The following is a 24,948-nucleotide window of genomic DNA, read 5'->3' as shown; positions in this document are numbered from 1 at the left end:
TAGGATCAGATTTCCCGGTCTGGAAGGACGCTCCGATGACCACGCACGCAGACGCACCCACCTCACCTGCGGTGGCGGACATCCCGGCGGTCGTCGCCGGGCTCCGCGCGGCATACGCCACCGGTCGCACCCGCGACATCGAGTGGCGTAAACAGCAGCTCCGCGCCCTGGAACGGCTGGTGGTCGACAACGAGTCCGCCATTGCCGAGGCGCTGGCAGCAGACCTGGGGCGCAAACCGTTCGAGGCGTGGCTGGCCGACATCGCCAGCACCGCCGCCGAGGCCCGCGACGCCGCCAAGCATCTCGGTAAGTGGGCCAAGCGCCGGTACCGGCGCCTGGAGCTGTCCCAGCTGCCCGCCCGCGGCTGGGTCGAATACGAGCCCTACGGCACCGTGCTCGTCATCGGCGCCTGGAACTTCCCCTTCGCCCTTACCCTGGGCCCCGCAGTGGGCGCCATCGCCGCGGGCAACACTGTCGCGCTCAAGCCCTCCGAGCTCGCGCCGGCGTCCTCGGCGCTGATGGCCGAGCTGGTGCCGCGCTACCTGGCCCCCGAGGCCGTCGCCGTCATAGAGGGCGACGGATCGGTCAGCCAGCTGCTCATCGACCAGGGATTCGACAAGATCTGCTTCACCGGCGGCACCGAGATCGGACGCAAGGTCTACCAGGCCGCGGCGGCTCATCTGACCCCGGTGACCCTGGAGTTGGGCGGCAAGAGCCCGGTCATCGTGGCCGCCGACGCCGACCTGGACGTCGCCGCCAAGCGCATCGCCTGGACCAAGCTGATCAATTCGGGCCAGATCTGCATCGCACCGGACTACGTACTCGTCGACGCCTCGGTGCGCGACGAACTGGTCGCCAAGGTCAAGGCCGCGGTGCAGGTCTTCGAAGCCGACGCCACCGGCGGCAAGCCGATCGTGAACCGGCGCCACTTCGATCGGCTCGCCGCGGCGGTGGCCGCCACCGAGGGTGAGATCGCGATCGGCGGCGGCACGAACGCCACCGAGTTGGCGATCGAGCCCACCGTCGTGGTCGATCCGTCGTTGGACGAGCCGCTGATGACCGACGAGATCTTCGGTCCGGTCCTGCCCATCGTCACCGTCCAAAACCTGGACGAGGCAATCGCTTTCGTCAATGCGCGACCCAAACCGCTGGCCGCCTACCTGTTCACCAAGGCCAAGGCGACCCGCGAACGGGTGATCCGTGAGGTGCCCGCCGGCGGCATGGTGGTCAACCACCTGATCTTCCACTTCGCGACCACCAAGCTGCCGTTCGGTGGAGTCGGCCCGTCCGGGATGGGCGCGTACCACGGCAGGTACGGGTTCGAGGAGTTCAGCCACCGCAAGTCGGTGCTGACCAAGACCACCCGCCCCGACTTGGGGGCGATGATCTACCCGCCGTATACAGAGAAGGCGTGGAAACTGGCCCGGCGGCTGTTCTAGGCGCCGTATCGACCACACAAGAACTGACCCAACACCGAGAGGAACGTAATGCCCGGAGTGCAGGATCGCGTCGTCGTCATCACCGGAGCCGGCGGTGGCCTTGGCCGCGAGTACGCCCTGACCTTGGCCCGTGAGGGTGCCAGCGTCGTCGTCAACGACCTCGGTGGTTCGCGGGACGGGTCCGGTGCCGGACACAACATGGCCGACGAGGTGGTCGCCGAGATCAAGGCCGCCGGTGGCCGTGCCGTCGCCAACTACGACAGCGTCGCCGAGCCCGAGGGTGCCGAGAACATCATCAAAACCGCCATCGATGAGTTCGGCAAGGTCGACGGCGTGGTGAGCAACGCCGGCATCCTGCGTGACGGCACCTTCCACAAGATGACCTTCGAGCAGTGGGATGCCGTGCTCAAGGTGCATCTCTACGGTGGTTACAACGTCATTCGCGCCGCGTGGCCGCATTTCCGTGAGCAGAGCTTCGGTCGTGTGGTCGTCGCGACCTCCACCAGCGGTCTGTTCGGCAACTTCGGGCAGGCCAACTACGGTGCCGCCAAGCTGGGCCTGGTCGGCCTGATCAACACGCTCGCCCAGGAGGGCGCCAAGTACAACATCAAGACCAACGCCGTCGCGCCGATCGCCGCCACCCGCATGACGCAGGACATCCTGCCGCCCGAGGTGTTCGAGAAGCTGACCCCGGAATACGTTGCGCCCGTGGTGGCGTACCTGATGACCGAGGAACTGCCGGATACCGATTCGGTGTTCATCGTCGGCGGCGGCAAGGTGCAGCGCACCGCACTGTTCCAGAACGAGGGCGTCACCTTCACCGAGGTGCCTTCGGTGGATGACATCGCCGGCAAGTGGGGCGAGATCACCGATCTGTCTGCAGCGCAGGCCGCCAGCTTCAAGCTCGGATGAAAGCGCTTGTCGCACAAGCGCTGACCGGTACCGACGGACTGGCCTACATCGACGTCGACGATCCGGAGTCTGCAGACTCGGTGATCATCGACGTCGGCGCGGCCGGCGTCTGCTTCCCCGACCTGCTGTTACTGCGCGGGGAGTACCAGCTCCGCCTGGAGCCGCCATTCACCCCGGGTATGGAGGTTGCCGGTACCGTCCGGTCGGCTCCAGAAGGGTCGGGTTTTACTGTCGGCCAGCGGGTTTCGGCCATGTCCATGCTCGGCGGCTACGCCGAGCAGGTGGCCGTGGCGCCGTCGAGCGTGGTGCCCACGCCCGACGGTATCGACGATGCGTCGGCCACGGCTCTGCTGGGCAACTACTACACCATGTACTTCGCCCTGCAACGCCGCGCGGCATTGCGGAGCGGGGAGACGGTGTTGGTACTCGGCTCGGCCGGTGGCATCGGGGTGGCGGCCATCCAGATCGCCAAGGCGCTCGGCGCCCGGGTGGTGGCGCTGGTGCACCGGCCCGACGCCCAGGATTTCGTGGCGAGCGTGGGCGCCGACGTGGTGCTGCCGTTGACCGAGGGCTGGAAGCAGACGGTGCTCGATGCCACCGACGGCCGCGGTGTGGATGTGGTGGTCGACCCGGTCGGCGGTGACGCGTTCGACGACGCCATCCGGGTGATGGCCCCCGAGGGGCGGCTCCTCGTCATTGGATTCGCTGCCGGACAAGGTATTCCGACGGTGAAGGTGAACAGGCTGTTGCTGCGCAACGTCAGCGTGGTCGGTGTCGGATGGGGTGAGTTCGTCCGACATTCGCCAGCCGCCCAGGCCGAGGTCGGTGCCGGGCTCGCCGACCTGGTCGCCGCCGGGCTGCGGCCGCCGGCGCCGGTGACCTACCGGCTCGCCGACGGCGCCGAAGGCTTGCAGGCGCTGGCCGAGGGCAAGATCCGGGGCAAGCTCGTTCTGGAGCCGTAGTGGACGGCCCGCGCGCATTGGCGTTCGACGTGTTCGGCACCGTGGTGGACTGGCGGTCAAGCATCATCGCCGAGCTGAATTTCTTCGGCACCCGCCATGGGCTGCAACGAGATTGGGCGTCCTTTGCCGATGCGTGGCGGGCCGGTTACGCGCCGGCCATGGACCGGGTGCGCCGCGGTGAGCTGCCCTGGACACGCATCGACGATCTGCACCGCGAGATCCTGGTCGATCTGCTCGGCGGTGTCCGGGTCGACGAGGCCGAGATCGATGACCTCAACCGGGCCTGGCACCGGCTGACGCCGTGGCCGGATTCGGTGCCCGGCCTACACCGGTTGAAGCAGCGCTTCGTCATCACCACCCTGTCCAACGGCAACCTCTCGCTGCTCACGAACATGGCCAAGAACGCCGGATTGCCGTGGGACTGTGTCATCTCCGCCGAGTTGTTCGGCCATTACAAACCCGACCCCGAGGCTTATCTCGGCTGCGCCCGGCTGCTCGATGTGGCACCCGACGAGCTCATGCTGGTCGCCACCCATCCGAGCGATCTGCGGGCGGCGCGGGCCTGCGGTCTGCGCACCGGCTATGTTGTGCGACCACTCGAGCACGGTCCCGGCCATTCGCTGCCGGAGGTGACCGACGGCGAGTTCGAGGTTGTTGCGCAGGATTTCATCGACCTGGCCCGACAGCTCGGCGCGTAGTCCGTAGATTCAAGGGGTGAGCACCCTGGGGATCGTTCTGGTCGCGCTGGCGATCGCGGTCGGGCTGGCCGGCATCGTGATCCCGATCCTGCCCGGCGGTCTACTGGTCATGGCATCGATCGGGGTGTGGGCGTACGTCGAGGGTTCGACCACGTCCTGGGTGACATTCGGTATCGCGGCAGCGTTCTTCGTCATCGCCGAGGTGATCAAGTACACCTGGCCTGTCCAGCGAATGCGCCGCGCCGAGGTCCGGACATCGGTGCTGGTGATCGGTGCGGTCGCCGGTATCGTCGGCTTCTTCGTCATCCCCGTCATCGGTCTGCTCATCGGATTCGTGCTCGGAGTGTTCGCCGCCGAACTGGCAATGCGACGTGACACCACCCGGGCGTGGGCCTCGACGGTGCACGCACTCAAGGGGGTGGCGCTGTCGGTCGGCGTGGAGTTGACCGGCGCGCTGCTCGCGACCGTGACCTGGGTCGTCGGTGTGCTCGTATCCTCGTGACTTCGGCGTGATTCGCTGCGCCGAGCGTGTCCGATCACGCCGAAATCACGTGGTGAGCTGGGCGCGCAGGCGCGTGAGCTCCTCCTCGGTCACCCCGGAGGCCTCCAGGAAACCGCGCACCGAACCGTAGATGTCGTCGACCTTGCGGCCGGCCGCCTCGAGGTATTCGGCGCGGACACCGAGCACGGCATCGGTGAGCCGGGCTTCGGCGAAGGTCAGCACCTCGGGAGACTCGCCCGCGCGGGCCTTCACCGACTCCATGATGCTGGCCCGCAGCGGGTCGATGGCGTCGTTGCTGCGCAGGAAGTCGGTCAGGATCGCGTCCCGCGGCACCCCGACGGCCTCGAGCACCGTCGAGACGGTGAACCCGGTGCGGTCCTTGCCTGCGAAGCAGTGCGCGATCACCGGTCGACCGTCGGCCAGCAGCGAGATCACCTGGCGCACGGCCACCTGCGCGCCGGTCAGCGACGGGAACTCCTCGTACACCTCGGTCATGTATCGCTTGGCGGACTCGGCGACGTCCTCGCCGTCGGGTGACTCCGACATCACCCGCTGGAAGGTGGTCTCGTGCGGCGCGTCCTGTTCGGAGTCGTCCTCGAAGTGGAACGGCAAGTGGTGCAGGGAAACACCTGCGGGTACCTGGCCGGGGCCGCGGCGTTCCAGTTCGCGGCGCGAGCGCAGATCGGCGACATCGTTGATACCCAGGTTGAGCAGGGTGGTACCACCCTCGTCGGTGAGGCGGCTCAGTTCACTGGACCGGAACAGCAGGCCCGGCCGGATGCCGGCTGACTCGGCAACGTCACGAAAGTTCCAGGCACCCGTCAGTTCCACGGTTTCTACTGTGTCACAGCCGCCGCGAAGGCCGACTTCTCCCTGCCGAGTTCGGCGCGGGCGATGGTGCGCATGTGCACCTCGTCGGGCCCGTCGAACAGGCGCATCGCGCGGTGCCAGCCGTACAGGCGGGCCAGCGGGAAGTCATCGGAGACCCCTGCGCCGCCGTGCACCTGGATGGCCCGGTCGATCACATCGCAGGCGATCTGCGGGGCCACCGACTTGATCTGGGAGACCAGCACATGGGCGGCCTTGTTGCCCTCCTGATCGATGGTCCAGGCGGCCTTCTCACACAGCAGCCGGGCCTGATCGATCTGGTTGCGGGACTTGGCGATCTGCTCGCGCACCACACCCTGCTCGGCCAGCGGCTTGCCGAACGCGATGCGGGTCTGCACGCGGTCGATCATCAACGCCAGCGCCCGCTCGGCGGCACCGAGGGCACGCATGCAGTGATGGATGCGGCCCGGGCCCAGCCGGGCCTGGGCGATCGCGAATCCGCTGCCCTCTTCGTGCAGCAGGTTCTCCACTGGAACGCGCACGTTCTCGAAGTTGATCTCGCAGTGACCGTGCTGGTCCTGCCAGCCGAACACCGGCAACGACCGCTCGATCGACACACCCGGGGTGTCGGCCGGCACCAGGATCATCGACTGCTGCTGATGGGAAGCGGCGTCGGGGTTGGTGCGGCCCAYCACGATCAGCAGCTTGCACCGCGGATCGGCCGCCCCGGTGATCCACCACTTGCGGCCGTTGATCACATAGTCGCCGCCGTCGCGCAGCATGGTGGTCTCGATATTGCGGGCATCACTGGAGGCCACCGCGGGCTCTGTCATCGCGAACGCGCTGCGGATCTCGCCGGCCAGCAACGGCTCCAGCCACTGCTTGCTCTGCGCCTCGGTGGCGAACAGGTGCAGGGTCTCCATGTTCCCGGTGTCGGGCGCGGCGCAGTTGAACACCTCGGGGGCGATCTCCATGCTCCACCCGGTCAGTTCCGCCAGTGACCCGTAGTCCACGTTGGTCAGACCCGACTCCGAGGGCAGGAACAGATTCCACAACCCGGCGGCCTTGGCCTTGGTCTTGAGCTCCTCGACCACCGGAGGGACGGTGTGATCCTTCGGGCCCTTCTCCTCGCGATAGGCGTGGTAGGAGGCCTCTGCCGGGAAGACGTTCTCGACCATGAAGTCGGAAAGCCGCTTGTGGTAATCAGCCGCCTTGGCAGACATCGCGAAGTCCATGACCGCCACGATATGTCACATGGTTAGACAAGTGACACCCTGGGCAGCATGAGCCAACCACGCCCGCCGCTGCCCCCGTTCACCCACGACACCGCCGTGCAGAAGGTGCAGGCCGCCGAAGACGCATGGAACACCCGCGACCCGCATCGGGTCAGCCTCGCGTACACACCCGACTCGGAATGGCGCAACCGCGACTTGCACGTGGTCGGCCGCGATGCCATCGTCGAGTTCCTGACCGCCAAATGGGAACGCGAGCAGGACTACGTCCTGCGCAAGGGTCTGTGGGCCTTTCACGACAACCGGATCGCGGTGCGGTTCCAGTACGAATGGCATGACACGGACGGACAGTGGTTCCGCAGTTACGGCAACGAATTGTGGGAGTTCACCGCGGAAGGTCTGATGGCCCGCCGGGAAGCCAGTATCAACGACGTGGCGATCACCGCGGCGCAGCGCCGGCTGTTCGGTCCGCGACCGGAATCGGAGTACGGGCGGGACTTCCCAGTGTGGTGAGGGCCAGGACGCCGGCCAGCACCGCCAGTCCGATGACGACGCCGGCCACGGCCGTCCAGCCCACCGCATCGAAGGCCAGGCCGCCCAGCCAGCCGACGGCACTGGACCCGGCGTAATAGAACAGGTTGTACAGCGAGGACGCCTGGGTCTTGCTGCCCCCTGCGGCGTAGGCCACCCAGCCGGACGCGATGGCGTGCGCGCCGAAGAAGCCGGCGGTCGCGATCACCAGTCCGACGAGCACCACCGCGATGTGGTCGCTCACGGTGAGGGCGGTGCCGGCGATCATGGTGGCGATCGAACCGAGCAGCACCTTACGGCGGCCGAAGCGGCCGGCCCCGGCGCCGGCCCGGGCGGAGGCGAAGGTGCCTGCCAGATACGCCAGGAACACCAGGCTGACCAGTGTCTGGGGCAGGTGGAACGGTGCGGCGGTCAGTCGGAACCCGAGGAAGTTGTAGATGGCGACGAAGCCGCCCATCAGCAGGAAGGCCTGGCTGTAGAGCACCAGCTGGCGGGGGGAGCGCAGGTTGTCCAGCAGCCGACGGGCCAGGTCGCCCCCCGGGGAGGGCCGGAAACCGCGGGCCGGCGGAGCGAGTCGGACAAAGGCCAGCGCCGACAGCCCGCACAGCGCAGCCACCGCCAGCACACCCACCCGCCAGCCGGCGTATTCGGCGAGCGGGCCGGTGACCAGTCGGCCGACCAACCCGCCGATGGTCGTGCCCGCCACGTAGCTGCCCGCGGCGCGGGCGGCGTTACCGGCGTCGACCTCCTCGGTCAGGTAGGCGATCGCGATGGCGGGCACCCCTCCGAGCATCAGGCCCTCGACGAAACGCCCGGACAACAGCAGTTCCCTGGTCGGCGCCAAGGGCACCAGCAGACCCAGAACCGTTGCCGCCGTGATGGATATCGTCATCGCCTGGACACGGCCGATACGATCGGCCAGCGCGGCCCAGGGAATGACGCCCAGCGCCAGGCCGACGGTCGCGGCCGACACGGTCAGGGCGGCGTCGGCAGCCCCGGTGCCCAGGTCGCGGGCGATGAGCGGCAGCACCGACTGCGGGGAGTACAGCTGCGCGAAGGTCGCGACACCGGCGAAGAACAGCGCGGCCAGCAGGCGCCGGTACTCGGTGGATCCACGCGAATGGCCTTGCCAGTCAACGGGGGTCACCGTGGTAGTCACCCCGACGACGTTAGGAGCCTACCCGTGATGTGTCCAATGCATGAGATTAGGACAATTCATTACGAATATGCATGACGAAATCGGCGAGGCGACGGGCGGTCGGGGCCAGTTCCCGGTCCGGGCTCCAGGTGAGGCCGATCTGCCGCCGGGCCGTCGCCTCGGTCAGCGGCACGTAGACCGCGCCGGGCTCGGCGCGGTCGGGGCGGGGGACGGGTACCACCGCGACCCCGAAACCCGCCGCGACAAGGCCTTCCATCGTCGGGATCTCCATAGCCTCGAACACCACCGACGGGGTGATGCCGGCCTCCACGCACAGGTCGTCGGTCAACTGCCGCAAACCGAATCCCGGTTGCAGTGCCACGAACGGCTCACTGCCGGCCTCGGCAAGCCGGAGCCGGTTGCGGGCGGCGAATCGGTGATCGCGCGGCACCGCCAGGCACAACCGTTCGCCGTAGAGCAGCCGCCACGGGTAACCGGGAGGCCGGGGTGAGGTGATGGCCAGGTCCGTCCGGCCACTCTCCAGGCGATCCAGGATGTCCACCGTCGCGCCCTGGAACAGTTCGAACTGCACGCGCGGCGCCTCGGCGCGGAACCGGCGCAACACCTCGGGCACGAACCCGCCGGCCTGCGAGTGCAGGAATGCCAGCCGTACCGTGCCGGTCTCGGGATCGCGTAACTCCGAGATACGCTCAGTGGCCGAACGCATCTCGCCGACACTGCGCTGGGCGTGCTCCAGCAGGATCCGGCCGTAGCGGTTGAGTTGCAGCCTGCGGTTGAGCCGGTCGAAGAGCGGCGCCCCGACCTGCGCCTCCAATCGAGCCAGCGACCGCGACAGCGTCGGCTGGCTGATGCCCAGTTCGGCCGCCGCATCGGTGACATGCTCGATCTCGGCGAGCGTCACGAACCATTGCAGCTCTTCGATGTTCACCGCCACCGCCACCGCCTCTCCCGCACCGAATCTTGCCACCCGGAGCGGTCCCGCTGTGACAAGCTGCTCACATGCAGGATTCGGCCCACAAGGTGCGTGTGGTGGTCGGTGACGACCACCCGATGTTCCGGGACGGCGTGGTGCGGGCGCTGGCGGCCAGCGGATCGATCGACGTGGTCGCCGAAGCCGACGACGGTGTCGCCGCACTCGAACTGATCCGCACCCACGAACCGGCGGTGGCCCTGCTGGATTATCGGATGCCCGGCATGGACGGCTCCGAGGTGGCCGCCGCCGTCACCCGCGACCGCCTGCCGACGCGGGTGTTGCTCATCTCGGCCCATGACGAGTCGGCCATCGTCTATAAGGCGCTGCAGGACGGTGCCGCCGGGTTCCTGTCCAAGGAGTCCACCCGCAGCGAACTGGTCAGTGCCGTACTGGACTGCGCCCGCGGCCGTGACGTCATCGCCCCCGCGCTGGCGGCCTCGCTCGCCGGCGAGATCCGCCGACGCAACGAGCCCGATGTCCCGAGTCTGTCGGCGCGGGAGGCCGAGGTGCTCGCCATGATCGCGCGCGGCCTGACGATTCCCGCGATGGCCAAGGAGCTCTACCTCGCGCCGTCGACGGTCAAGACCCACGTGCAACGGCTCTACGAGAAGCTCGGCGTCGGCGACCGCGGGGCCGCGGTGGCCGAGGCGATGCGCCGCAAGCTGCTCGACTGAGGTGACGCGCCTCGTCGAGTTCTTCGCCGTCGAACCCGTTCGGGTGTCGGCGGTGCTGCGGCTGCCGCTCATCGCACTGATCGCGGTGCTGGTGTGGATCTGGGAGGTCGACCACTGGCTGCCCGGGCTGTATGCCGTGGTCCTCGGCGGTTACGCGGCCGCCGCGGTGGTGTGGCTGCTCGCCGTGCTCAACGGACCGCTGCCGCGCTGGGCGGACTGGGCGTCGACCGGTGTCGACGTGCTGCTGATCGTGGTGCTGTGCGTCGTCTCGGGCGGCGCCACCGCGGCGCTGCTGCCGGTGTTCTTCCTGTTGCCCATCTCGGTGGCGTTCCAGGACCGGCCCTTGTTGACGGCGATCATCGGGACTGTCACCGCCGGCGCCTATCTGTCGGTGTGGATCGTCTACTCCAAGCGCGACGACCGGATCGGCCTGCCGGACATGGTCTATACGCACTTCGGGTTCCTGCTGTGGCTGGCGGTCGCCACCACCGCGCTGTGCCTGGTGCTGTCCCTGCGGGCCGCCCGGGTTCGGAGCCTGCTGGAGGTGCGCCGCCAGCTGGTCGCCGAGGCGATGCAGGCCGACGAGCGGCAGAATCGGGAAGTGGCGGAGAGCCTGCATGACGGCCCCTTGCAGACCCTGCTGGCGGCGCGGATGGAGGTCGACCTGCTCCGCGATACCCATCCCGACCCCGCGCTGGACATGGTGTACGACGCGCTGCAGGACACCGCCGCGATGCTGCGCTCGACGGTCACCGAACTGCACCCGCAGGTGCTCGCGCAGCTGGGCCTGGCCCCGGCCATCCGGGAATTGCTGCGCCAGTTCGAATCCCGCGGGAACTATGCCGTGTCGGCTGATCTGCAGGACGTCGGGAAGCCGGAATCCCAGACGCTGCTGCACCGGGCCGCCCGAGAGCTGCTCGCCAACATCCACAAGCACGCTCGCGCCACGGAAGTCGAGGTGACCTTGCGGCGCGTGGGCCACCGTGTGGTGTTGGTCGTCTCCGACGACGGCCCTGGGTTCGACCCCGCCGTCATCGCGACGCGCCTGGAGGAGGGCCATATCGGGCTGGGCTCGCTGCTGGCGCGTTTCGAGGCCATGGGTGGCGCACTGGAGATCGACTCGATGTCCGGTCGCGGCACCGTCATCACCGTGATATCGCCGCCGGAGTAAATCCGTCGCGCCGGAAAGCCCTGGGCCAGTACCGTGCCAGAGGTGAAGTTCCGGATCGCCGTGGTGGCCCTCGTCGCAGTCATCGTCGCGGCGCTGGTGAACGCGTTCGTGGTGACCGGTACGACGCGTGCCGCCGAACCGTTCGCCGGGGGCCATGTGCTGCAACTCGATGGCCCCGATGTGAACGTCCGGGAGTACGGGCCGCCCGGTGAGCGAGCCATCGTGCTGCTGCACGGGTATTCGGCCTCCATCGAATGGTGGGAGGAGGTGGCGTCGCGATTGGCGCGTGACCGACGCGTCGTCGCCATCGACCTCGTCGGGCACGGTGGTTCCGAGGCGCCGGGTGATCCGCGGCAATTTCAGGCCGATGGCCAGGCGGCCGTGGTACACAATGCGTTGACGGCCTTGGGTATTCGGCAGGCGGTGATCATCGGTCACTCGATGGGCGGCAGCGTCGCATCGGTGTTTGCGGACCGCTACCCGGAGGTGGTGGAGCGGGTGGTGGTCTCGGATACGCCTGCCGCCGTCGAGCTGGTGTCCATGCCGTTGCTGGGAAAGATGGTGTGCTGGCCGGTGCTCGGACCCGCCATGGATCACTTCCGTGAGGTTCCGGCGATCACCGAGAGTTCGTTGCAGACCGGTTTCGCCGCGGATTACCCGGTGCCGCAGTTCGCCCACCGGTCACTGGAGCGGCTCACTTATAGGGGCGTGTGCGATTCCAAGCAGGGCGCGCCGGTGTCGGTCGCGGACACGTTGACCGGCCTGGGTAAGCCGGTGTTGGTGATCTGGGGTGAGACCGATGCGCTCACGCCGACGGATCCCAATGTCACCCGGTATCTGGCGGCCGGCCTGTCTCCACGCATCATTGCCGGAGCAGGGCACAGCCCGATGGTGGAGAAGCCCGACGAGTTCCTGTCTGCAATAAACGAATTCGTCAGCCAGTGAGCCCGCGTGCGATGACCAACCGCTGAATCTGGTTGGTGCCCTCGAATATCTGCGTGATCTTGGCTTCCCGCATGTACCGCTCGGCGCGGAAGTCGCGGGTGTAGCCGACCCCGCCGAGCACCTGGACGGCATCGGTGGTGACCTTCATGGCGGCGTCCGTGGCGACCAGTTTTGCCACGCTGGCCTGCGCCGAATACGGCATGCCCAGATCCCGGCGCCGCGCGGCATCCAGATACGTGGCGCGGGCGCTGATCACCGCGGCCGCCATGTCGGCCAGCAGGAAACCCAGTCCCTGATGGTCGATGATCTTGCGGCCGAACGTGGTTCGCTCGTTCGCATACCGCGTCGCATCATCGAGGGCGGCCTGGGCGATGCCGACGGCCACTGCCGCGATGCCCAGCCGGCCGGAGTCCAGGGCGGAGAAGGCGATCGAAAGTCCCTGTCCCTCAGTGCCGATCAGCCGGTCGGAGTCGACGCGGGCGTTGTCGTAGAACGCCGCGGTGGTGGGGACTGCGTGCAGGCCCATCTTCTCCTCGGGCTTGCCGAAGGTCAGGCCGTCCAGGTCGCCGGGAACCAGGAAGCAGCTGATCCCCTTCGAGCCTTCACCGGTGCGCGCGAACAGTGTGTAGAAATCCGCGACGCCCCCGTGGGTGATCCAGGATTTCGATCCGTTGAGCACGTAGCCGTCACCGTCGTAGGTCGCGGAGCACCGCAGCGCCGCGGCGTCGGAACCGGCCTGCGGCTCCGAGAGGCTGTACGCGCCGATCTGGTCACCGGAGAGCATTCCGGGCAGCCACTGTTGCTTCTGCTCATCGGTGCCGAAGGCCAGCAGTGGGTGCGAGGACAGACTGTGCACGCTCACCGCGACGGCCACGGCGGCCCAGCGCGCCGCGATCTCCTCGAGGACCTGCAGGTACACCTCGAACGGTTGACCGCCGCCGCCCCATTCCTCGGGCTGCGGCAGGCTCAGCAGTCCGGCCGCGCCGAGTTGCGCGAACACCCCATCGGGATAGGTTTCGGCCTTCTCGTGGGCGTCGACGATCGGGTCGAGGACCTTGTCGGCGATATCGCGGGTCAGCGCGATGAGCTCTTGCGCCTCGTCGGAAGGGAGCAGGCGGTCCACGGGCACAGCAGTCACCTCTCGCAAAACGGTACTCAGACGGATCAAGCAGTATCGTCAGAAAGAGTACTGGATGATCGCGTGCAGTACTATTGCGGTATGTCCGACCTGTTGGAGGGTGGTTTCGCCACACGTCGGCAAACCAAGCTGTTCGATGATCTGCTGGCGTTGTTCTTGGACGAAGGGTTCAGCCATCTGACCCTCGATGACTTGGCGTCCCGGTTACGGTGCTCGAAATCCACGCTGTATGCGCTGGCCGCTAGCAAGGACGAGTTGGTCAGGCGCGTGACGGTGCATTTCTTCAAGCGCGCGACCGTGGCCGTCGAAGCGGCCATGGCGCAGACCGAGAATCTCGAAGAACGTGTCTCGGCCTACCTCACCGCGGTCGGCCGGGAGCTGGCCATCGCGTCCGACGTATTCATGGCCGACCTGAATGCCTTCGCCCCGGCCCGCGACGTCTACGAAGCCAACACCGCCGCGGCCGCGACACGGGTCCGGGAACTGATCGAGGACGGTGTCGGCGCAGGAACATTCCGCGCGGTGAACGCCTCCTTCGCCGCCGACCTCATCGCGACGATGATGGTCCGCATCCAGCAGCGTGGCGTCGCCACCGCGACCGGTCTGAGCGATGCCGAGGCCTACACCGAGTTGGCGACGCTGCTCACTTACGGTCTGCGAACCTAGCCTCGCGTGGCGGTTCCGGCGGAATCTGGGGCCCTCTCCAGGCGCCATACGAACGCGTGCCAGGAATTGTCGGTGGTCGAATGTATGTTCGAAGAATGAAGGCGACGGCGGAGGCGGCGACGGCACTGGACGCCGTACGCGAGCAGCTGCGCGCCGAACGCACCGCGGTGGCCGCGAAGATACTGGCCGCGGGCGCGTTCGCGGTCGCCCGGATGGCGGAGCTGGGCAATGCGTTCGAGGACCTGATCGTCGATGACTGGGAGCTGGTCGCCGCCGAACTCGGCGCCGAACTCGGGCTCAGCCGCGGCCGCGCTTGCACCATGATCACCCAGGGCCGCACCCTGCTCACTCACCTGCCCCGCTTCGCCGAGGTCTTCGCCACCGGCGTGGTGGATCTGCGGGTGCTGCGGATCATCCTGCACCGCACCGGGCTGATCACCGACCCCGACATAATGTCCGTCATCGACGCCCTGCTCGCCAAGGCGGCGCCTTCGTGGAACGGGCTCTCCGATGACCGCGTCTCCGAGCTCGTCGATTGGATGGTCATCGACGTCGATCCCGATGCGGTGCGCCGGGCCCGGGAATCCCGGCGTGCCCGCAGCATCACGGTGGAGCCGTGCGGTGGCGGGCTGGTCGAGATCTACGGCCGCCTCGATGCCACCGCCGGTGCGGTGTTCGATCAGCGCCTCGATGAGCTGGCCCGCACGGTGTGCCCGGATGATCCACGCACTGTCGCCGAACGCCGCGCCGATGCTGTCGAGCCGCTCGCCCTGGGCGCGACCAGCTTGCCGTGCTTGTGCGGGCAGCAGGAATGTCCGGCCGCCGGCAACGAGGCACCCCACGGACACATCGTCCTCCACCTGCACGGCGACCGGGACACTGTCGAGGGCAGATCGGACCGTCCCGCGCTACTGCCCGGCTATGGACCTGTCCCCGCCGAACAGGTCCGCGAGATGAGACCGCGCGCCACCGTCCGGGCCGTGCCTACGGCAGCCGATCTGGGGGCCGAGCGCGGCTACCAACCGTCTCGCGCGCTCACCGAGTTCATCGGCTGTCGGGATCTGACCTGCCGCTGGCCCGGGTGCAATGTCCCGGTCGCGCGCTGCGATATCGACCATACGACCCCGTGGCCCTACGGTCCGACGCATCCGTCGAACACGAAGTTGTACTGCCGAATTCACCACTTGATCAAGACTTTTCACAGCGGACCGGGTGGCTGGAACGACCAGCAGCACGCCGATGGCACGATCACGATCACGGCCCCCAACGGCCGGGTGTACACCACCACACCAGGCGGGACGCTGTTCTTCCCGCAGATCGCGCAGTCGACCGCAGCCCTCGTGTTGCCACCGGCCCCACCTCCCAGCGCGCACCGAGAATTCGCCACTCCCAAGCGAAAACGCACCCGGGCGCAGAACCGGGCCTACCGAATAGCCCACGAACGCGGGCTCAACCGCGCCCACTACGAAGCCAACCCACCGCCCTTTTAGGTGTGCGGTTGACGGGTGACACTAGCCGCCGACCGGCCCCGTTGCCGCATCCTGCCCGCCCGCGCTGATGACCAGAGCGGCCATCACCAGGGCAATACCCGCCGCCTCTGCGACCGCCGGAACCTGGTGCAACACCGCAGCGCCGACCACGGCCGCCGTCGCCGGAAGCAAGGCCAGCAGCAGCGCGAACCGCGCCCGGCCCACCCGGGTGAGCACCACCTGATCGAACGCGTACGGCACCGCCGTGGACAGCACGCCGACGCCGAGACCGAACAGCCAGGTTCGGGGTTCGGTGAACACGGTCGGGTCATCGAGCAGTTGGCCGCTCAACAGCGGAGCCGCCAGCACGGCCGCGGCCACCGCCATCCCGACCGCCAGCGAGTCCAGTCCGGCGCCCGCGTCGGCGACGCGCTTACCGAGCAGGATGTAGCCGGCCCACAGCGCGGCGGCGACGAGCGCGAAGACGATGCCCAGTGTGTCGGCGCCGGTCTGGACCCCGGCCAGTAGGGCGACGCCCGCCGCCACCATCGCCACCGCGAGGATGTCGCGCGGCCGTCGCGACCCGAACGTCGCGACCGCCACCGGACCCAGGAACTCGATGGCCACCGCGGTGCCCAGCGGGATCCGGGCGATCGCTTCGAAGAAGGCGACGTTCATCCCGACCGTCACGATGCCGAACCCGCCGGCGACCGCGATGCCGCGTCGCGTCCAGGTCCGCCGCCACGGTCGGCGCCAGGCGAGGAGCACCAGCGCGGCCGCGGTCGCACGCAGCCAGGCGACCGCCGCAGGGTCGGTCGTCTCGAACAGGAAGACCCCGATCGCGGCCCCGATGTACTGCGAGATGGCGCCGACGATGAAGAACGCGGGCACCGACCAGGCGGGCAGCCGCGTCACGGGGTCACAGTGCGGCGTTGATCGCGTCCACCCGGTCCTTGGCGTCGCCGAAGAGCATCTGGGTGTTGTCCCGGAAGAACAGCGGGTTTTGCACGCCGGCGTAGCCCGAGGCCATGGAGCGTTTGAACACGATGACGTTGTCGGCGTTCCACACCGTGAGCACCGGCATGCCGGCGATCGGGCTGGAGGGGTCTTCGGAGGCGGCCGGGTTGACGGTGTCGTTGGCGCCGATGACCAGCACGACGGTGGTGCCGTCGAAGTCGTCGTTGATTTCGTCCATTTCCAGGACGATGTCGTAGGGCACCTTGGCCTCGGCCAGCAGCACGTTCATGTGGCCGGGCAGCCGGCCGGCGACGGGGTGGATGCCGAAGCGGACGTTGATACCGCGCTCGCGCAGCTTGCGGGTCAGATCGGCCACGCCGTACTGGGCCTGGGCCACCGCCATGCCGTAGCCGGGGGTGATGATGACCGAGCTGGCTGAGGACAGCAGTTCGGCGGCGGCGTCGGCGTTGATCTCGCGGTGCTCGCCGTAGTCCTTGTCCTGGGCGGGGCCGGCCTCGATGCCGAAGCCTCCGGCGATGACGGAGATGAAGGACCGGTTCATGGCCTTGCACATGATGTAGGACAGGTAGGCACCCGAGGAGCCGACCAGCGCGCCGGTGATGATCAGCAGGTCGTTGGACAGCAGGAAGCCCGAGGCCGCCGCGGCCCAGCCCGAGTAGCTGTTGAGCATCGAGACCACCACGGGCATGTCGCCGCCGCCGATGGAGGCAACCAGGTGCCAGCCCAGCAGCAGCGCCAGCACGGTGACGACGACGAGCAGCCACAGGTGCGGGTCGATGACGAACCACACGGTGAGGGCGATGAAGACGACGAGCGCGCCCACGTTGAGGAAGTTCTTGCCCGGCAGCATCAACGGTGTGGACTTGATCCGGGCCGACAGCTTGAGGTTCGCCACGATCGAGCCGGTGAACGTCACCGCACCGATGAAGACGCCGACGAACACCTCGGCGGAGTGGATGCCCAGCAGGCCTTCGCCGGCGAGGACGGCCGCCTCGGCGCCGCCGGGATCGGCTTCGACGTGCAGGTAGCCGTTCCAGCCCACCAGCACCGCGGCCAGACCGACGAAGCTGTGCAGCAGCGCGATGAGTTCGGGCATGCCGGTCATCTCGACCACCCGGGCGCGCCACAGACCGATCGCGGCACCGATCGCCATGGCCCCGACCAGCAGCCCGAGCCCGAGCGGCTCGATGTGGCGGTTCAGCGCGAGCGCGACGGTCGCGACCAGCGCCACGGCCATGCCGGCCATGCCGAAGGTGTTGCCCGCCTTCGACGTTTCGTGCTTGGACAGCCCGGCCAGCGCGAGGATGAACAGCAGGGCCGCGACGACGTAGGCCGAGGTGGCGGCAGTCTCTACCGTGAGCATGGAATCCATTTCCATTCGGATCAGATGAGTCGAGGAAGGGGCGCAGGGCTAGCTGCGGGAGAACATCAGCTTCTAGAGAACATTGCGAGCATGCGACGCGTCACCGCGAACCCGCCGAACACGTTGATGCTGGCCAGCAGGATCGCCACGGTCGCGAGCACCGTGATCGGGGTGTTCCCGTGACCGATCTGCAGCAGGGCGCCGACGACGATGATCCCGGAGATCGCGTTGGTCACCGACATCAGCGGAGTGTGCAGCGCATGGTGCACGTGGCCGATCACGTAGTACCCGATGACGATCGCCAGGGCGAAGACTGTCAGGTGCACCTGCAGCGCGGCGGGGGAGAGTGCGATCAGCGCGAACAGCACCGCGGCCGCAGCGAACGTGATGCCCAACCGGCGCCCGGCCGTCATCGGCTCCTTGGCCTTGGGGGCCTGGACCGGGGCGGCCGCGGCAGCAGACGCCGGGGCCGCCGAGACCTGCACCGGTGGCGGGGGCCAGGTGGTCTGGCCGTCGCGCACGACGGTCACCGAACGCTGCACGACGTCGTCGAAGTTCAGCGTGAGCAGGCCGTCCTTCTCCGGGGTGAGCAACTTGAGCAGGTTCACCAGGTTGGTGCCGTAGAGCTGAGAAGCCGTTGCCGGTAGCCGCCCGGCCAGATCGGTGTAGCCGATGATCGTCACGCCGTTGTCGGTGAGGATCGCCTGATCCTTCACCGTGCCCTCGACGTTGCCGCCGTTGGCCGCGGCCATGTCGACGATCACGCTGCCCGGCTTCATCGAGGCCACCATGTCGGCGGTGATGATGCGGGGCGCCGGCCGGCCGGGGATCAGTGCGGTGGTGATGATGATGTCGACGTCGGCCGCCTGCTCGGCGTAGAGCGCGGCCTCGCGGACCTTGTAGTCCTCGCCCATCTCCTTGGCGTAGCCGGTGGCCGAGACCTCGGCCACCTCCTTGTCGACGTATAGATACTCCCCGCCCAGTGACTTGACCTGGTCGGCGACCTCGGGTCGCGGGTCGGTGGCCCGCACGATGGCGCCCATGCTGCCCGCGGCGCCGATCGCGGCCAGACCGGCCACCCCGGCGCCCACGACGAGCACCTTGGCCGGGGGGACCTTGCCCGCGGCGGTGACCTGACCGGTGAAGAACCGCCCGAACGCGTGCGCGGCCTCCACGACGGCGCGGTAGCCGGCGATGTTGGCCATCGAGGACAGCACGTCCAGGGACTGGGCGCGCGAGATGCGCGGTACCGCGTCCATGGCCAGCACGGTGATGGGGCGGGTCGAGAGCTTCTCGAGGAGTTCGGGGCGCAGGGCCGGAGAGATCAGGCTGACCAGCGTCGCGCCATCCTTGACCGCGGCGATCTCGGCGTCATCGGGTGCGTTGACCTTCAGTACGACATCGGCGGTCCAGGGTGAGCCGATGCTGGCGCCGGCCTGCTCATAGGCGGCGTCCGAGAAGCTCGAGGCGACCCCGGCGCCGGATTCGACGACGACGGAGTAGCCGAGCTTGAGGATCTGGCCGACGGTCTGCGGCGTGGCGGCAACACGAGTCTCACCTGCTTGAGACTCGCGCGGTATCCCGATGATCATCCGAAGAGTCTCGCATCCACGCCGCGATTGTGCGCATGCCCCTCTGGCGGTGAGCGGTCCGCTTAACCCGCCCAACGTGACGAAATGCGCGATCTCCGGTCGATGGATCGCGCATTTGCGCACTGTCGAGGTCGCGCTGAGTCAGGCGAGGAGCTGGTCGAAGTGGAGTGCCTAGAGCCAGTCGCGGCGCTTGAACATCACGTACAGGATCATCACCAGCGCGACGATCAGCGCCGAGCTGGTGAGGAAGCCCCCGACGGTCTCCAGTCCCGGATAGAGGACGTTCTGGCCGTAGAACCCGGTGATCGCGGTCGGCACCGCGATGATCGCGGCCCACCCGGTGAGCTTCTTCATCACGGTGTTCAGCCGGGCGTCCTGCAACGACAGATTCGTCTCGAACACGGTGGTGACCATGTCGCGGAGCGATTCCGTCCATTCCGAGGCGCGCAGCACGTGGTCGTACAGGTCGGCGTAGAGCGGGTCGAGCTCGGGTGAGGTCTTGGCGTCGAGCCGGCGGTGCTGGATGGTGCTGACCACCTCGCGTACCGGCAACACCACCCGGCGCAGGTCCACCAGATCCTTGCGGACCCGGAAGGTCCGCCGCTGCAGGCCATGTGGCGGCCCGTCGTCGGAGAACAGTTCATCTTCCAGTGATTCGATGGCGTCATCGAGGGCCTGGACGGCATCGAAATGTCCGTCCACCACCACGTCGAGTAGGCCGTGCACCAGCGAGCCGACCCCGTGGGACTGCCCGCCGAGTTCGTCGAAGCGGCGGGACACCTCGCCGATATCGAAGGCGGGATCCTCACCGCCGATGGTCGGCAGCCGGACGGTGATGAGTCCGCGGGGCAGTACGAAGGCCGAGATGCGGTGCTTGACCAGCATGGAATCGCTGTCGCCGTCGGTATCGCGGACGTCCAGCGCGTACACCGTGAAGAACGTATGTGATTGGTAGACAGCGGCTTTGGTGCGTTCCTTCGGTGCGGTCGCGTCCTCGACGGCCCAGATGTTGAGGCGCAGCTCGTGCGCCAGTGCCAGCAGGGCGTCGTGGTCCGGGTCGTAGATATCGGCCCATACCAGTTGGTCCTCGGAGGCCAGGCAGTCCGAGATCGCATCGAAGGTGAACTCGTCGTCGCGCGGTTCGCCATTCCGCCACAACCGGCCTGTCACTTGCGTCACGCCCGCCATCATTCCTCGTCGGAGAGTTTCGGCACGCGGACTGCGGGGAATGCACGTAATTGCCGGGCGCGTCGATAAATGCGGCGCGTCCATCCTCCGAAGGAGTCGAGATGTCTGACAACAACACCCTCTGGATCATTGTGGCGGCGGTGGTGGCCTTGGTGGTCGTCGTCGGCCTGATCCTGCTGGCCCGCAACAAACGCACTCAGAGCAGGCGCGATGAGGCCCAGCGGTTGCGCACCGAACTCGAATCCGAGCGTGAGCAGGTGGCCAAGCGGCAGGCGCTGGCCGACGAGACCGATGCCCGGGCGCGTGCGGCGGCGGCCGAAGCGGAGGCCAAGGCTGCCGAGGCCCGCAGGCTCAGCGAGCGGGCATCCTCTCATCAGGAGACGGCCGCGACCCATCTTGAGGATCTCGACGAGCGCAGCAAACACATCGACAAGCTCGACCCCGACGTGAAGAACCATCGCCGCGACGGTGACGACGCCCCCGATCGTCAGGTGATCACCGATCCGCCGCGGCGCGTCGAGAACCCCCGCTAGTGGAAACGCAGGCCGCATCTCGTTTGCGCTGCGAACGTGCATCGACATGGGACGGATTGATCCGCACCGCCGCCGGTGACCCCACCATGTACTCCATGGAATTCGTGGTCGAACGCGGTAAGGCCCGCTGCCCGCGTTGTGTCGCGGTGGCCGAGTACTCCTTCGTCGAGCTGGGGCCGAATCTGCTTCGCTACGAGGTGAATTGCGTCGGCTGCGGGGAGGCCTATCGCGAGAAACTCGGTCCGGTGGCCCCGGCAGCCGGGGTGCTCGCCACGGTCGACGATTGGCTGCCCGCCATACCCGAGCCGAGCGTGCCACTGCGCGCGCGCATGGACGGTTGGGTCGGAAACGTCCGCAGCCGGGCCGCGACGCTGTCCGCCTCGACCACCTCGGCCTTGGCGTCGCTTCGGGCGCGCCGACAGACTGAAACCGTGGTGGAGCCCGTCGCCTAGGTGGATCGGTACGCTCGGCGGGCGTGAGGGACGCGCCGCTGGACGGTCTGCTGGAACGAGCGGGCGGTATCCGCGGACTGGTCTATTCGGCGCTGCCGGTCACCACCTACGCGGTGACCGCCGCGGCGCTCGGACGCATCCCCGCGGTCGTCGCGGCGCTGACGGTCGCCGCCCTGGTGCTGGCCTGGCAACTGGCGCACCGGGAATCGTTGCGGCCGGCACTGTGGGGATTCGCCGGCGTGGCGCTATGCACCGGACTGGCCTTGGTCACCGGGCAAGCCAAGGACTTCTATCTGCCCGGTATCTGGATCGCCCTGGTGATGGCCATCCTGTTCACCGCATCCATCGCGATCCGGCGCCCCCTGGTCGGAGTCGTGTGGGCATGGGCGACCGGACGCGACGGCGCGTGGCGACGGGTACCGCGGGTACGACTGGCCTTCGACATCGTCACCGCGGTGATGGCCGCCGTGTCGTGGTCGCGCTTTCTGGTGCAGAACCACCTGTACGACAGTGACCAGGCCGAACTGCTGGCGGCGGCGCGGCTGGCCATGGGCTGGCCGCTGTTCCTGGTCACCACCACGCTGATGGTGCTGGCGGTCCGGTACGCCATCCGCGCGTTGCCGCGACCCGCCGCGGGATAAAACTCACCGCGATTCCAGATCTTCCCGGTCGTTCACCCCGCGGTTCTAATACGCGGGTGAACAAGTCGCTGTCCGCCGACCCTTGCTGTTGCCGCTGAGGCCAAACGCCCCAGCGCATTTCTTCCAACAGTTCTCACAGCGAGAGAAAGTCGGCCAGCAGTGTCTGTCTTCGTTGATATCGTGCCCGACGAGCCGAAAGTCGATCCGTCGCGCTCGGCCGCACCCTCCCAGCGGTGGAAGGGCCTGCTCACCAAGGCGGGGCTGCCGCTGCTCTCGGTCCTGGTGTTCTTCGCCGTCTGGCAGACCGTCGCGACCCTGGGCATCTGGAACGAGACCTTCGTGCCCTACCCCAGCACCGTGTGGCGCGCGTTCGTCGATGTCTCCACCACCCATGACGGCACCCGCGGCTACGCCGGCTACCTGCTCTACGAGCACCTCTACATGACGCTGCGCCGGGTCTTCGCCGGTGTCGTGATCGGTGTGGTGCTCGGTGTCCTGCTCGGCCTGTTGATGGGGTCGGTCGGCTGGCTGCGCAGCGTGCTGGAGCCGTGGCTGACGTTCCTGCGGGCGCTGCCGCCGCTGGCCTACTTCTTCCTCCTGGTGATCTGGCTCGGCATCGATGAGGCCCCGAAGATCACCCTGCTGGCGCTGGCTGCGCTGCCGCCCGCCGCGGTGGCCACCACCGCGGCCGTCGTCGCCGCGCCCGTGGGTCTGCAGGAAGCGGCCCGGGCGCTGGGCGCCACCCGGATTCAGGTGATCCGCGATGTGGTGGTGCCCTCGGCGCTGCCGGAGACCTTCACCGGCATCCGGCTGGCGGTCGGCATGGCCTACTCCTCGGTGGTCGCCGCCGAACTGTTCAACGGCATCCCCGGTATCGGCGGATTGGTCAAGGACGCAAGCAATTACAACAACACCCCGGTTGTGCTGGTCGGTATTTTCGCCATCGGTTTTTCGGGCCTGATCATCGACGGTCTACTTCGCGCCGCCGAACGGCGCGCCGTCCCCTGGAGAGGAAAAATCTAGATGAAGTTCAAAGCCCTACTGGCAGTTGCCGCCAGCGCTCTCGCGCTGGCCGGTTGCGCGGTGGACAACTCCGGAAGCGACTCCGACAAGGAGACCATCCGCATCGGCTACCAGTCCTTCCCCAGCGGCGACCTGATCGTCAAGAACAACAAGTGGCTCGAAGAGGCACTGCCCGACTTCAACATCAAGTGGATCAAGTTCGACTCCGGCGCCGACGTGAACACCGCGTTCATCGCCAAGGAACTCGACTTCGGTGCGCTGGGTTCCAGCCCGGTGGCACGCGGCCTGTCCGCCCCGCTGAACATCCCCTACAAGGTGGCATTCGTCCTCGACGTCGCCGGCGACAACGAGGCGCTGGTGGTGCGCAACGCCGCGAACGTCAACACCATCCCCGAGCTGAAGGGCAAGCGGATCGCCACCCCGTTCGCGTCGACGGCCCACTACAGCCTGCTCGCGGCGCTCTCGCAGAACGGCTTGACGCCCAATGACGTTCAGCTGATCGACCTGCAGCCCCAGGCGATCCTGGCGGCGTGGGACCGCGGTGACATCGACGCCGCCTACACCTGGCTGCCCACCCTGGACGACCTGCGCAAGTCCGGCAAGGACCTGATCACCAGCCRCCAGCTGGCCAAGGACGGTAAGCCGACGCTGGACCTCGGCGCGGTGCGCACCGAGTTCGCCGACGCGCACCCCGAGGTCGTCGACATCTGGCGCCAGCAGGAAGCGCGGGCCCTCGACGTCATCAAAGATGACCCGGAAGCCGCCGCCAAGGCCATCGCCGCCGAGGTCGGTCTGACACCGGAAGACCTTGCCGGACAGCTCAAGCAGGGCGTCTACCTGACGCCGGCCGAGGTCGCCTCCCCCGAGTGGCTCGGGTCGGACGGCAAGCCCGGCAACATCGCGGCCAACCTGCAGAGCGCCTCGGAGTTCCTCGCCGAGCAGAAGCAGATCCCGGAGGCGGCGCCGCTGACGACGTTCCAGGACGCCATCTACACCAAGGGTCTTCCCGATGCCCTCAAACAGTGACATCGCCACCCGCGGCGGTCTGCGGATCGCGAACGTCGCGCACCGCTACGGTGACGTCACCGCGCTGGGACCGGTCGATCTCGATGTCGAGCCGGGCGCGTTCCTGGTGCTGGTCGGCGCGTCGGGCTGCGGTAAGAGCACGCTGCTACGGCTGATCGCCGGCTTCGAGGAACCCACCGCGGGTGAGGTGCGCGTCGAAGGTGCCTCGCCCACACCGGGTGTCACCTCGGGCGTGGTGTTCCAGCAGCCGCGGCTGTTCCCCTGGCGCACCGTCGGCGGCAACGTCGACCTGGCTCTCAAATACGCGAAGGTGCCCCGCGAGCGGCGCGCCGAGCGGCGCGATCAGCTCTTGGAGCGCGTCGGGCTGGAGGGCACCGGTGACCGCAAGATCTGGGAGATCAGCGGTGGGCAGCAGCAGCGCGTCGCGATCGCGCGGGCACTGGCGGCCGAGACCCCGCTGTTCCTGCTCGACGAACCGTTCGCCGCACTGGACGCGCTGACCCGCGAACGGCTGCAGGACGACGTGCGTCAGGTCAGCGCCGAGTCGGGGCGCACCACGGTGTTCGTCACCCACAGCGCCGACGAGGCCGCCTTCCTGGGATCGCGGATCGTGGTGCTGACCCGCCGGCCCGGCAAGGTCGCACTCGACCTGCCCTCGGAGCTGCCGCGCTCCGGGATAGAGGCCGACGAGCTGCGCAAGTCACCGGAGTTCCTGAAGCTGCGCAACGAGGTCAGCGACGCGGTGAAGGCGGCCGCGGCCTAACCTGAATTGCCGATTTCTACGCCAGGGTTGCAATCCGCGATCGAGAACAACCCTGGCGTCGAAAACGAGATGGCCCCGAATGCAGAAAAG

26 protein-coding genes are annotated in these 24,948 nt (G+C 67.9%); 17 read left to right on the top strand and 9 right to left on the bottom strand.

Going from position 1 to position 24,948, the window contains the following annotated elements; genetic code table 11:
• Positions 1–35: 35 nt before the first annotated feature.
• From AC1DTF_RS18010 to AC1DTF_RS17990, 5 genes are read left to right on the top strand one after another with little or no spacing between them, the layout of a single operon-like run.
• On the top strand, positions 36–1,439 hold the full coding sequence (locus tag AC1DTF_RS18010; RefSeq protein WP_477475048.1) for an aldehyde dehydrogenase family protein: 1,404 nt from the start codon (positions 36–38) through the stop codon (positions 1,437–1,439).
• Positions 1,440–1,487: 48 nt separating this feature from the next.
• The gene (locus AC1DTF_RS18005; protein ID WP_057169088.1) at positions 1,488–2,351 is read left to right on the top strand and encodes an SDR family oxidoreductase; all 864 of its coding nucleotides are present in this window, start codon (positions 1,488–1,490) and stop codon (positions 2,349–2,351) included.
• On the top strand, positions 2,348–3,313 hold the full coding sequence (locus tag AC1DTF_RS18000) for an NADPH:quinone oxidoreductase family protein (RefSeq protein ID WP_477475047.1): 966 nt from the start codon (positions 2,348–2,350) through the stop codon (positions 3,311–3,313). The genes AC1DTF_RS18005 and AC1DTF_RS18000 overlap by 4 nt, the downstream gene beginning before the upstream one ends.
• Positions 3,313–4,011 carry a haloacid dehalogenase type II gene (locus tag AC1DTF_RS17995; RefSeq protein WP_477475046.1) on the top strand — a complete coding sequence of 233 codons (699 nt, stop codon included), beginning with the start codon at positions 3,313–3,315 and terminating at the stop codon, positions 4,009–4,011. The genes AC1DTF_RS18000 and AC1DTF_RS17995 overlap by 1 nt, the downstream gene beginning before the upstream one ends.
• Before the next feature lie 16 nt (positions 4,012–4,027).
• Complete coding sequence (locus AC1DTF_RS17990) at positions 4,028–4,513, top strand: DUF456 domain-containing protein (RefSeq protein WP_477475045.1); 486 nt, start codon at positions 4,028–4,030, stop codon at positions 4,511–4,513.
• A 45-nt stretch (positions 4,514–4,558) separates the two neighbouring features.
• Here AC1DTF_RS17990 and AC1DTF_RS17985 read toward each other — a convergent pair whose 3' ends face one another.
• Together AC1DTF_RS17985 and AC1DTF_RS17980 are read right to left on the bottom strand one after the other, a co-directional pair.
• Entirely contained in the window at positions 4,559–5,344 is a 786-nt protein-coding gene (locus AC1DTF_RS17985) for a tyrosine-protein phosphatase (RefSeq protein WP_477475044.1), read from the bottom strand.
• 5 nt (positions 5,345–5,349) lie between these two features.
• Positions 5,350–6,564, bottom strand: a complete 1,215-nt coding sequence (locus AC1DTF_RS17980; protein WP_477475057.1) for an acyl-CoA dehydrogenase family protein — start codon at positions 6,562–6,564, stop codon at positions 5,350–5,352.
• Positions 6,565–6,624: 60 nt separating this feature from the next.
• Here AC1DTF_RS17980 and AC1DTF_RS17975 point away from each other — a divergent pair, with 60 nt between their 5' ends.
• Positions 6,625–7,086, top strand: a complete 462-nt coding sequence (locus tag AC1DTF_RS17975) for a nuclear transport factor 2 family protein (RefSeq protein WP_477475043.1) — start codon at positions 6,625–6,627, stop codon at positions 7,084–7,086.
• Here the strand turns inward: AC1DTF_RS17975 and AC1DTF_RS17970 are convergent.
• Together AC1DTF_RS17970 and AC1DTF_RS17965 are read right to left on the bottom strand one after the other, a co-directional pair.
• Positions 7,013–8,263 carry an MFS transporter gene (locus tag AC1DTF_RS17970; protein WP_235571408.1) on the bottom strand — a complete coding sequence of 417 codons (1,251 nt, stop codon included), beginning with the start codon at positions 8,261–8,263 and terminating at the stop codon, positions 7,013–7,015. The two genes, AC1DTF_RS17975 and AC1DTF_RS17970, sit on opposite strands and share 74 nt — an antisense overlap.
• A 46-nt stretch (positions 8,264–8,309) precedes the next feature.
• The gene (locus tag AC1DTF_RS17965) at positions 8,310–9,230 is read right to left on the bottom strand and encodes a LysR family transcriptional regulator (RefSeq protein ID WP_477475042.1); all 921 of its coding nucleotides are present in this window, start codon (positions 9,228–9,230) and stop codon (positions 8,310–8,312) included.
• Positions 9,231–9,262: 32 nt separating this feature from the next.
• Between AC1DTF_RS17965 and AC1DTF_RS17960 the strand changes: the two genes are divergently transcribed.
• The 3 genes from AC1DTF_RS17960 to AC1DTF_RS17950 are packed head-to-tail and all read left to right on the top strand — an operon-like array spanning position 9,263 to position 12,026.
• On the top strand, positions 9,263–9,910 hold the full coding sequence (locus tag AC1DTF_RS17960; protein ID WP_057169081.1) for a response regulator: 648 nt from the start codon (positions 9,263–9,265) through the stop codon (positions 9,908–9,910).
• Position 9,911: 1 nt separating this feature from the next.
• The gene (locus AC1DTF_RS17955; RefSeq protein ID WP_477475041.1) at positions 9,912–11,081 is read left to right on the top strand and encodes a sensor histidine kinase; all 1,170 of its coding nucleotides are present in this window, start codon (positions 9,912–9,914) and stop codon (positions 11,079–11,081) included.
• Between the two features lie 42 nt (positions 11,082–11,123).
• Positions 11,124–12,026, top strand: coding sequence for an alpha/beta fold hydrolase (locus AC1DTF_RS17950; protein WP_477475040.1), 903 nt, complete (start codon positions 11,124–11,126; stop codon positions 12,024–12,026).
• Here AC1DTF_RS17950 and AC1DTF_RS17945 read toward each other — a convergent pair.
• Positions 12,016–13,155 (bottom strand): acyl-CoA dehydrogenase family protein, encoded by a 1,140-nt coding sequence (locus AC1DTF_RS17945; RefSeq protein WP_477475039.1) that lies wholly within the window; start codon positions 13,153–13,155, stop codon positions 12,016–12,018. The two genes, AC1DTF_RS17950 and AC1DTF_RS17945, sit on opposite strands and share 11 nt — an antisense overlap.
• Before the next feature lie 90 nt (positions 13,156–13,245).
• Here AC1DTF_RS17945 and AC1DTF_RS17940 point away from each other — a divergent pair, with 90 nt between their 5' ends.
• Both AC1DTF_RS17940 and AC1DTF_RS17935 read left to right on the top strand, forming a co-directional pair.
• Complete coding sequence (locus AC1DTF_RS17940) at positions 13,246–13,830, top strand: TetR/AcrR family transcriptional regulator (protein WP_477475038.1); 585 nt, start codon at positions 13,246–13,248, stop codon at positions 13,828–13,830.
• A 95-nt stretch (positions 13,831–13,925) separates the two neighbouring features.
• Positions 13,926–15,320, top strand: coding sequence for an HNH endonuclease signature motif containing protein (locus AC1DTF_RS17935; protein ID WP_477475037.1), 1,395 nt, complete (start codon positions 13,926–13,928; stop codon positions 15,318–15,320).
• Between the two features lie 21 nt (positions 15,321–15,341).
• Here AC1DTF_RS17935 and AC1DTF_RS17930 read toward each other — a convergent pair whose 3' ends face one another.
• The 4 genes from AC1DTF_RS17930 to AC1DTF_RS17915 form a co-directional block, all read right to left on the bottom strand.
• Entirely contained in the window at positions 15,342–16,214 is an 873-nt protein-coding gene (locus AC1DTF_RS17930) for an EamA family transporter (protein WP_477475036.1), read from the bottom strand.
• A gap of 4 nt (positions 16,215–16,218) precedes the next feature.
• Positions 16,219–17,640, bottom strand: coding sequence for a Re/Si-specific NAD(P)(+) transhydrogenase subunit beta (gene pntB, locus AC1DTF_RS17925; protein ID WP_477475035.1), 1,422 nt, complete (start codon positions 17,638–17,640; stop codon positions 16,219–16,221).
• Between the two features lie 65 nt (positions 17,641–17,705).
• Entirely contained in the window at positions 17,706–19,232 is a 1,527-nt protein-coding gene (locus AC1DTF_RS17920) for a Re/Si-specific NAD(P)(+) transhydrogenase subunit alpha (protein ID WP_477475034.1), read from the bottom strand.
• Positions 19,233–19,403: 171 nt separating this feature from the next.
• Positions 19,404–20,411 (bottom strand): magnesium transporter CorA family protein, encoded by a 1,008-nt coding sequence (locus AC1DTF_RS17915; protein WP_082614357.1) that lies wholly within the window; start codon positions 20,409–20,411, stop codon positions 19,404–19,406.
• A 110-nt stretch (positions 20,412–20,521) separates the two neighbouring features.
• Between AC1DTF_RS17915 and AC1DTF_RS17910 the strand changes: the two genes are divergently transcribed.
• The 6 genes from AC1DTF_RS17910 (at position 20,522) to AC1DTF_RS17885 (ending at position 24,858) form a co-directional block, all read left to right on the top strand.
• Entirely contained in the window at positions 20,522–20,953 is a 432-nt protein-coding gene (locus AC1DTF_RS17910) for a hypothetical protein (RefSeq protein WP_057169074.1), read from the top strand.
• A gap of 95 nt (positions 20,954–21,048) precedes the next feature.
• On the top strand, positions 21,049–21,405 hold the full coding sequence (locus tag AC1DTF_RS17905; protein WP_477475033.1) for a hypothetical protein: 357 nt from the start codon (positions 21,049–21,051) through the stop codon (positions 21,403–21,405).
• Between the two features lie 23 nt (positions 21,406–21,428).
• A complete protein-coding gene (locus tag AC1DTF_RS17900; protein ID WP_477475032.1) occupies positions 21,429–22,046 on the top strand; it encodes a DUF3159 domain-containing protein in 618 nt (205 codons plus the stop codon).
• Between the two features lie 159 nt (positions 22,047–22,205).
• Positions 22,206–23,069 (top strand): ABC transporter permease, encoded by an 864-nt coding sequence (locus AC1DTF_RS17895; protein ID WP_477475031.1) that lies wholly within the window; start codon positions 22,206–22,208, stop codon positions 23,067–23,069.
• Positions 23,070–24,095: a taurine ABC transporter substrate-binding protein gene (locus tag AC1DTF_RS17890; protein ID WP_477475030.1), complete on the top strand. Its 1,026-nt coding sequence runs from the start codon at positions 23,070–23,072 to the stop codon at positions 24,093–24,095.
• Positions 24,079–24,858 (top strand): ABC transporter ATP-binding protein, encoded by a 780-nt coding sequence (locus AC1DTF_RS17885; protein ID WP_477475029.1) that lies wholly within the window; start codon positions 24,079–24,081, stop codon positions 24,856–24,858. Before AC1DTF_RS17890 ends, AC1DTF_RS17885 begins: the two co-directional genes overlap by 17 nt.
• Positions 24,859–24,948: the final 90 nt, after the last annotated feature.

It is taken from the genome of Mycobacterium sp. P4_H6 (assembly GCF_056400845.1).
Note: the sequence above shows the minus strand (reverse complement) of the source record. Positions and strands in the feature narration are given on the sequence as shown.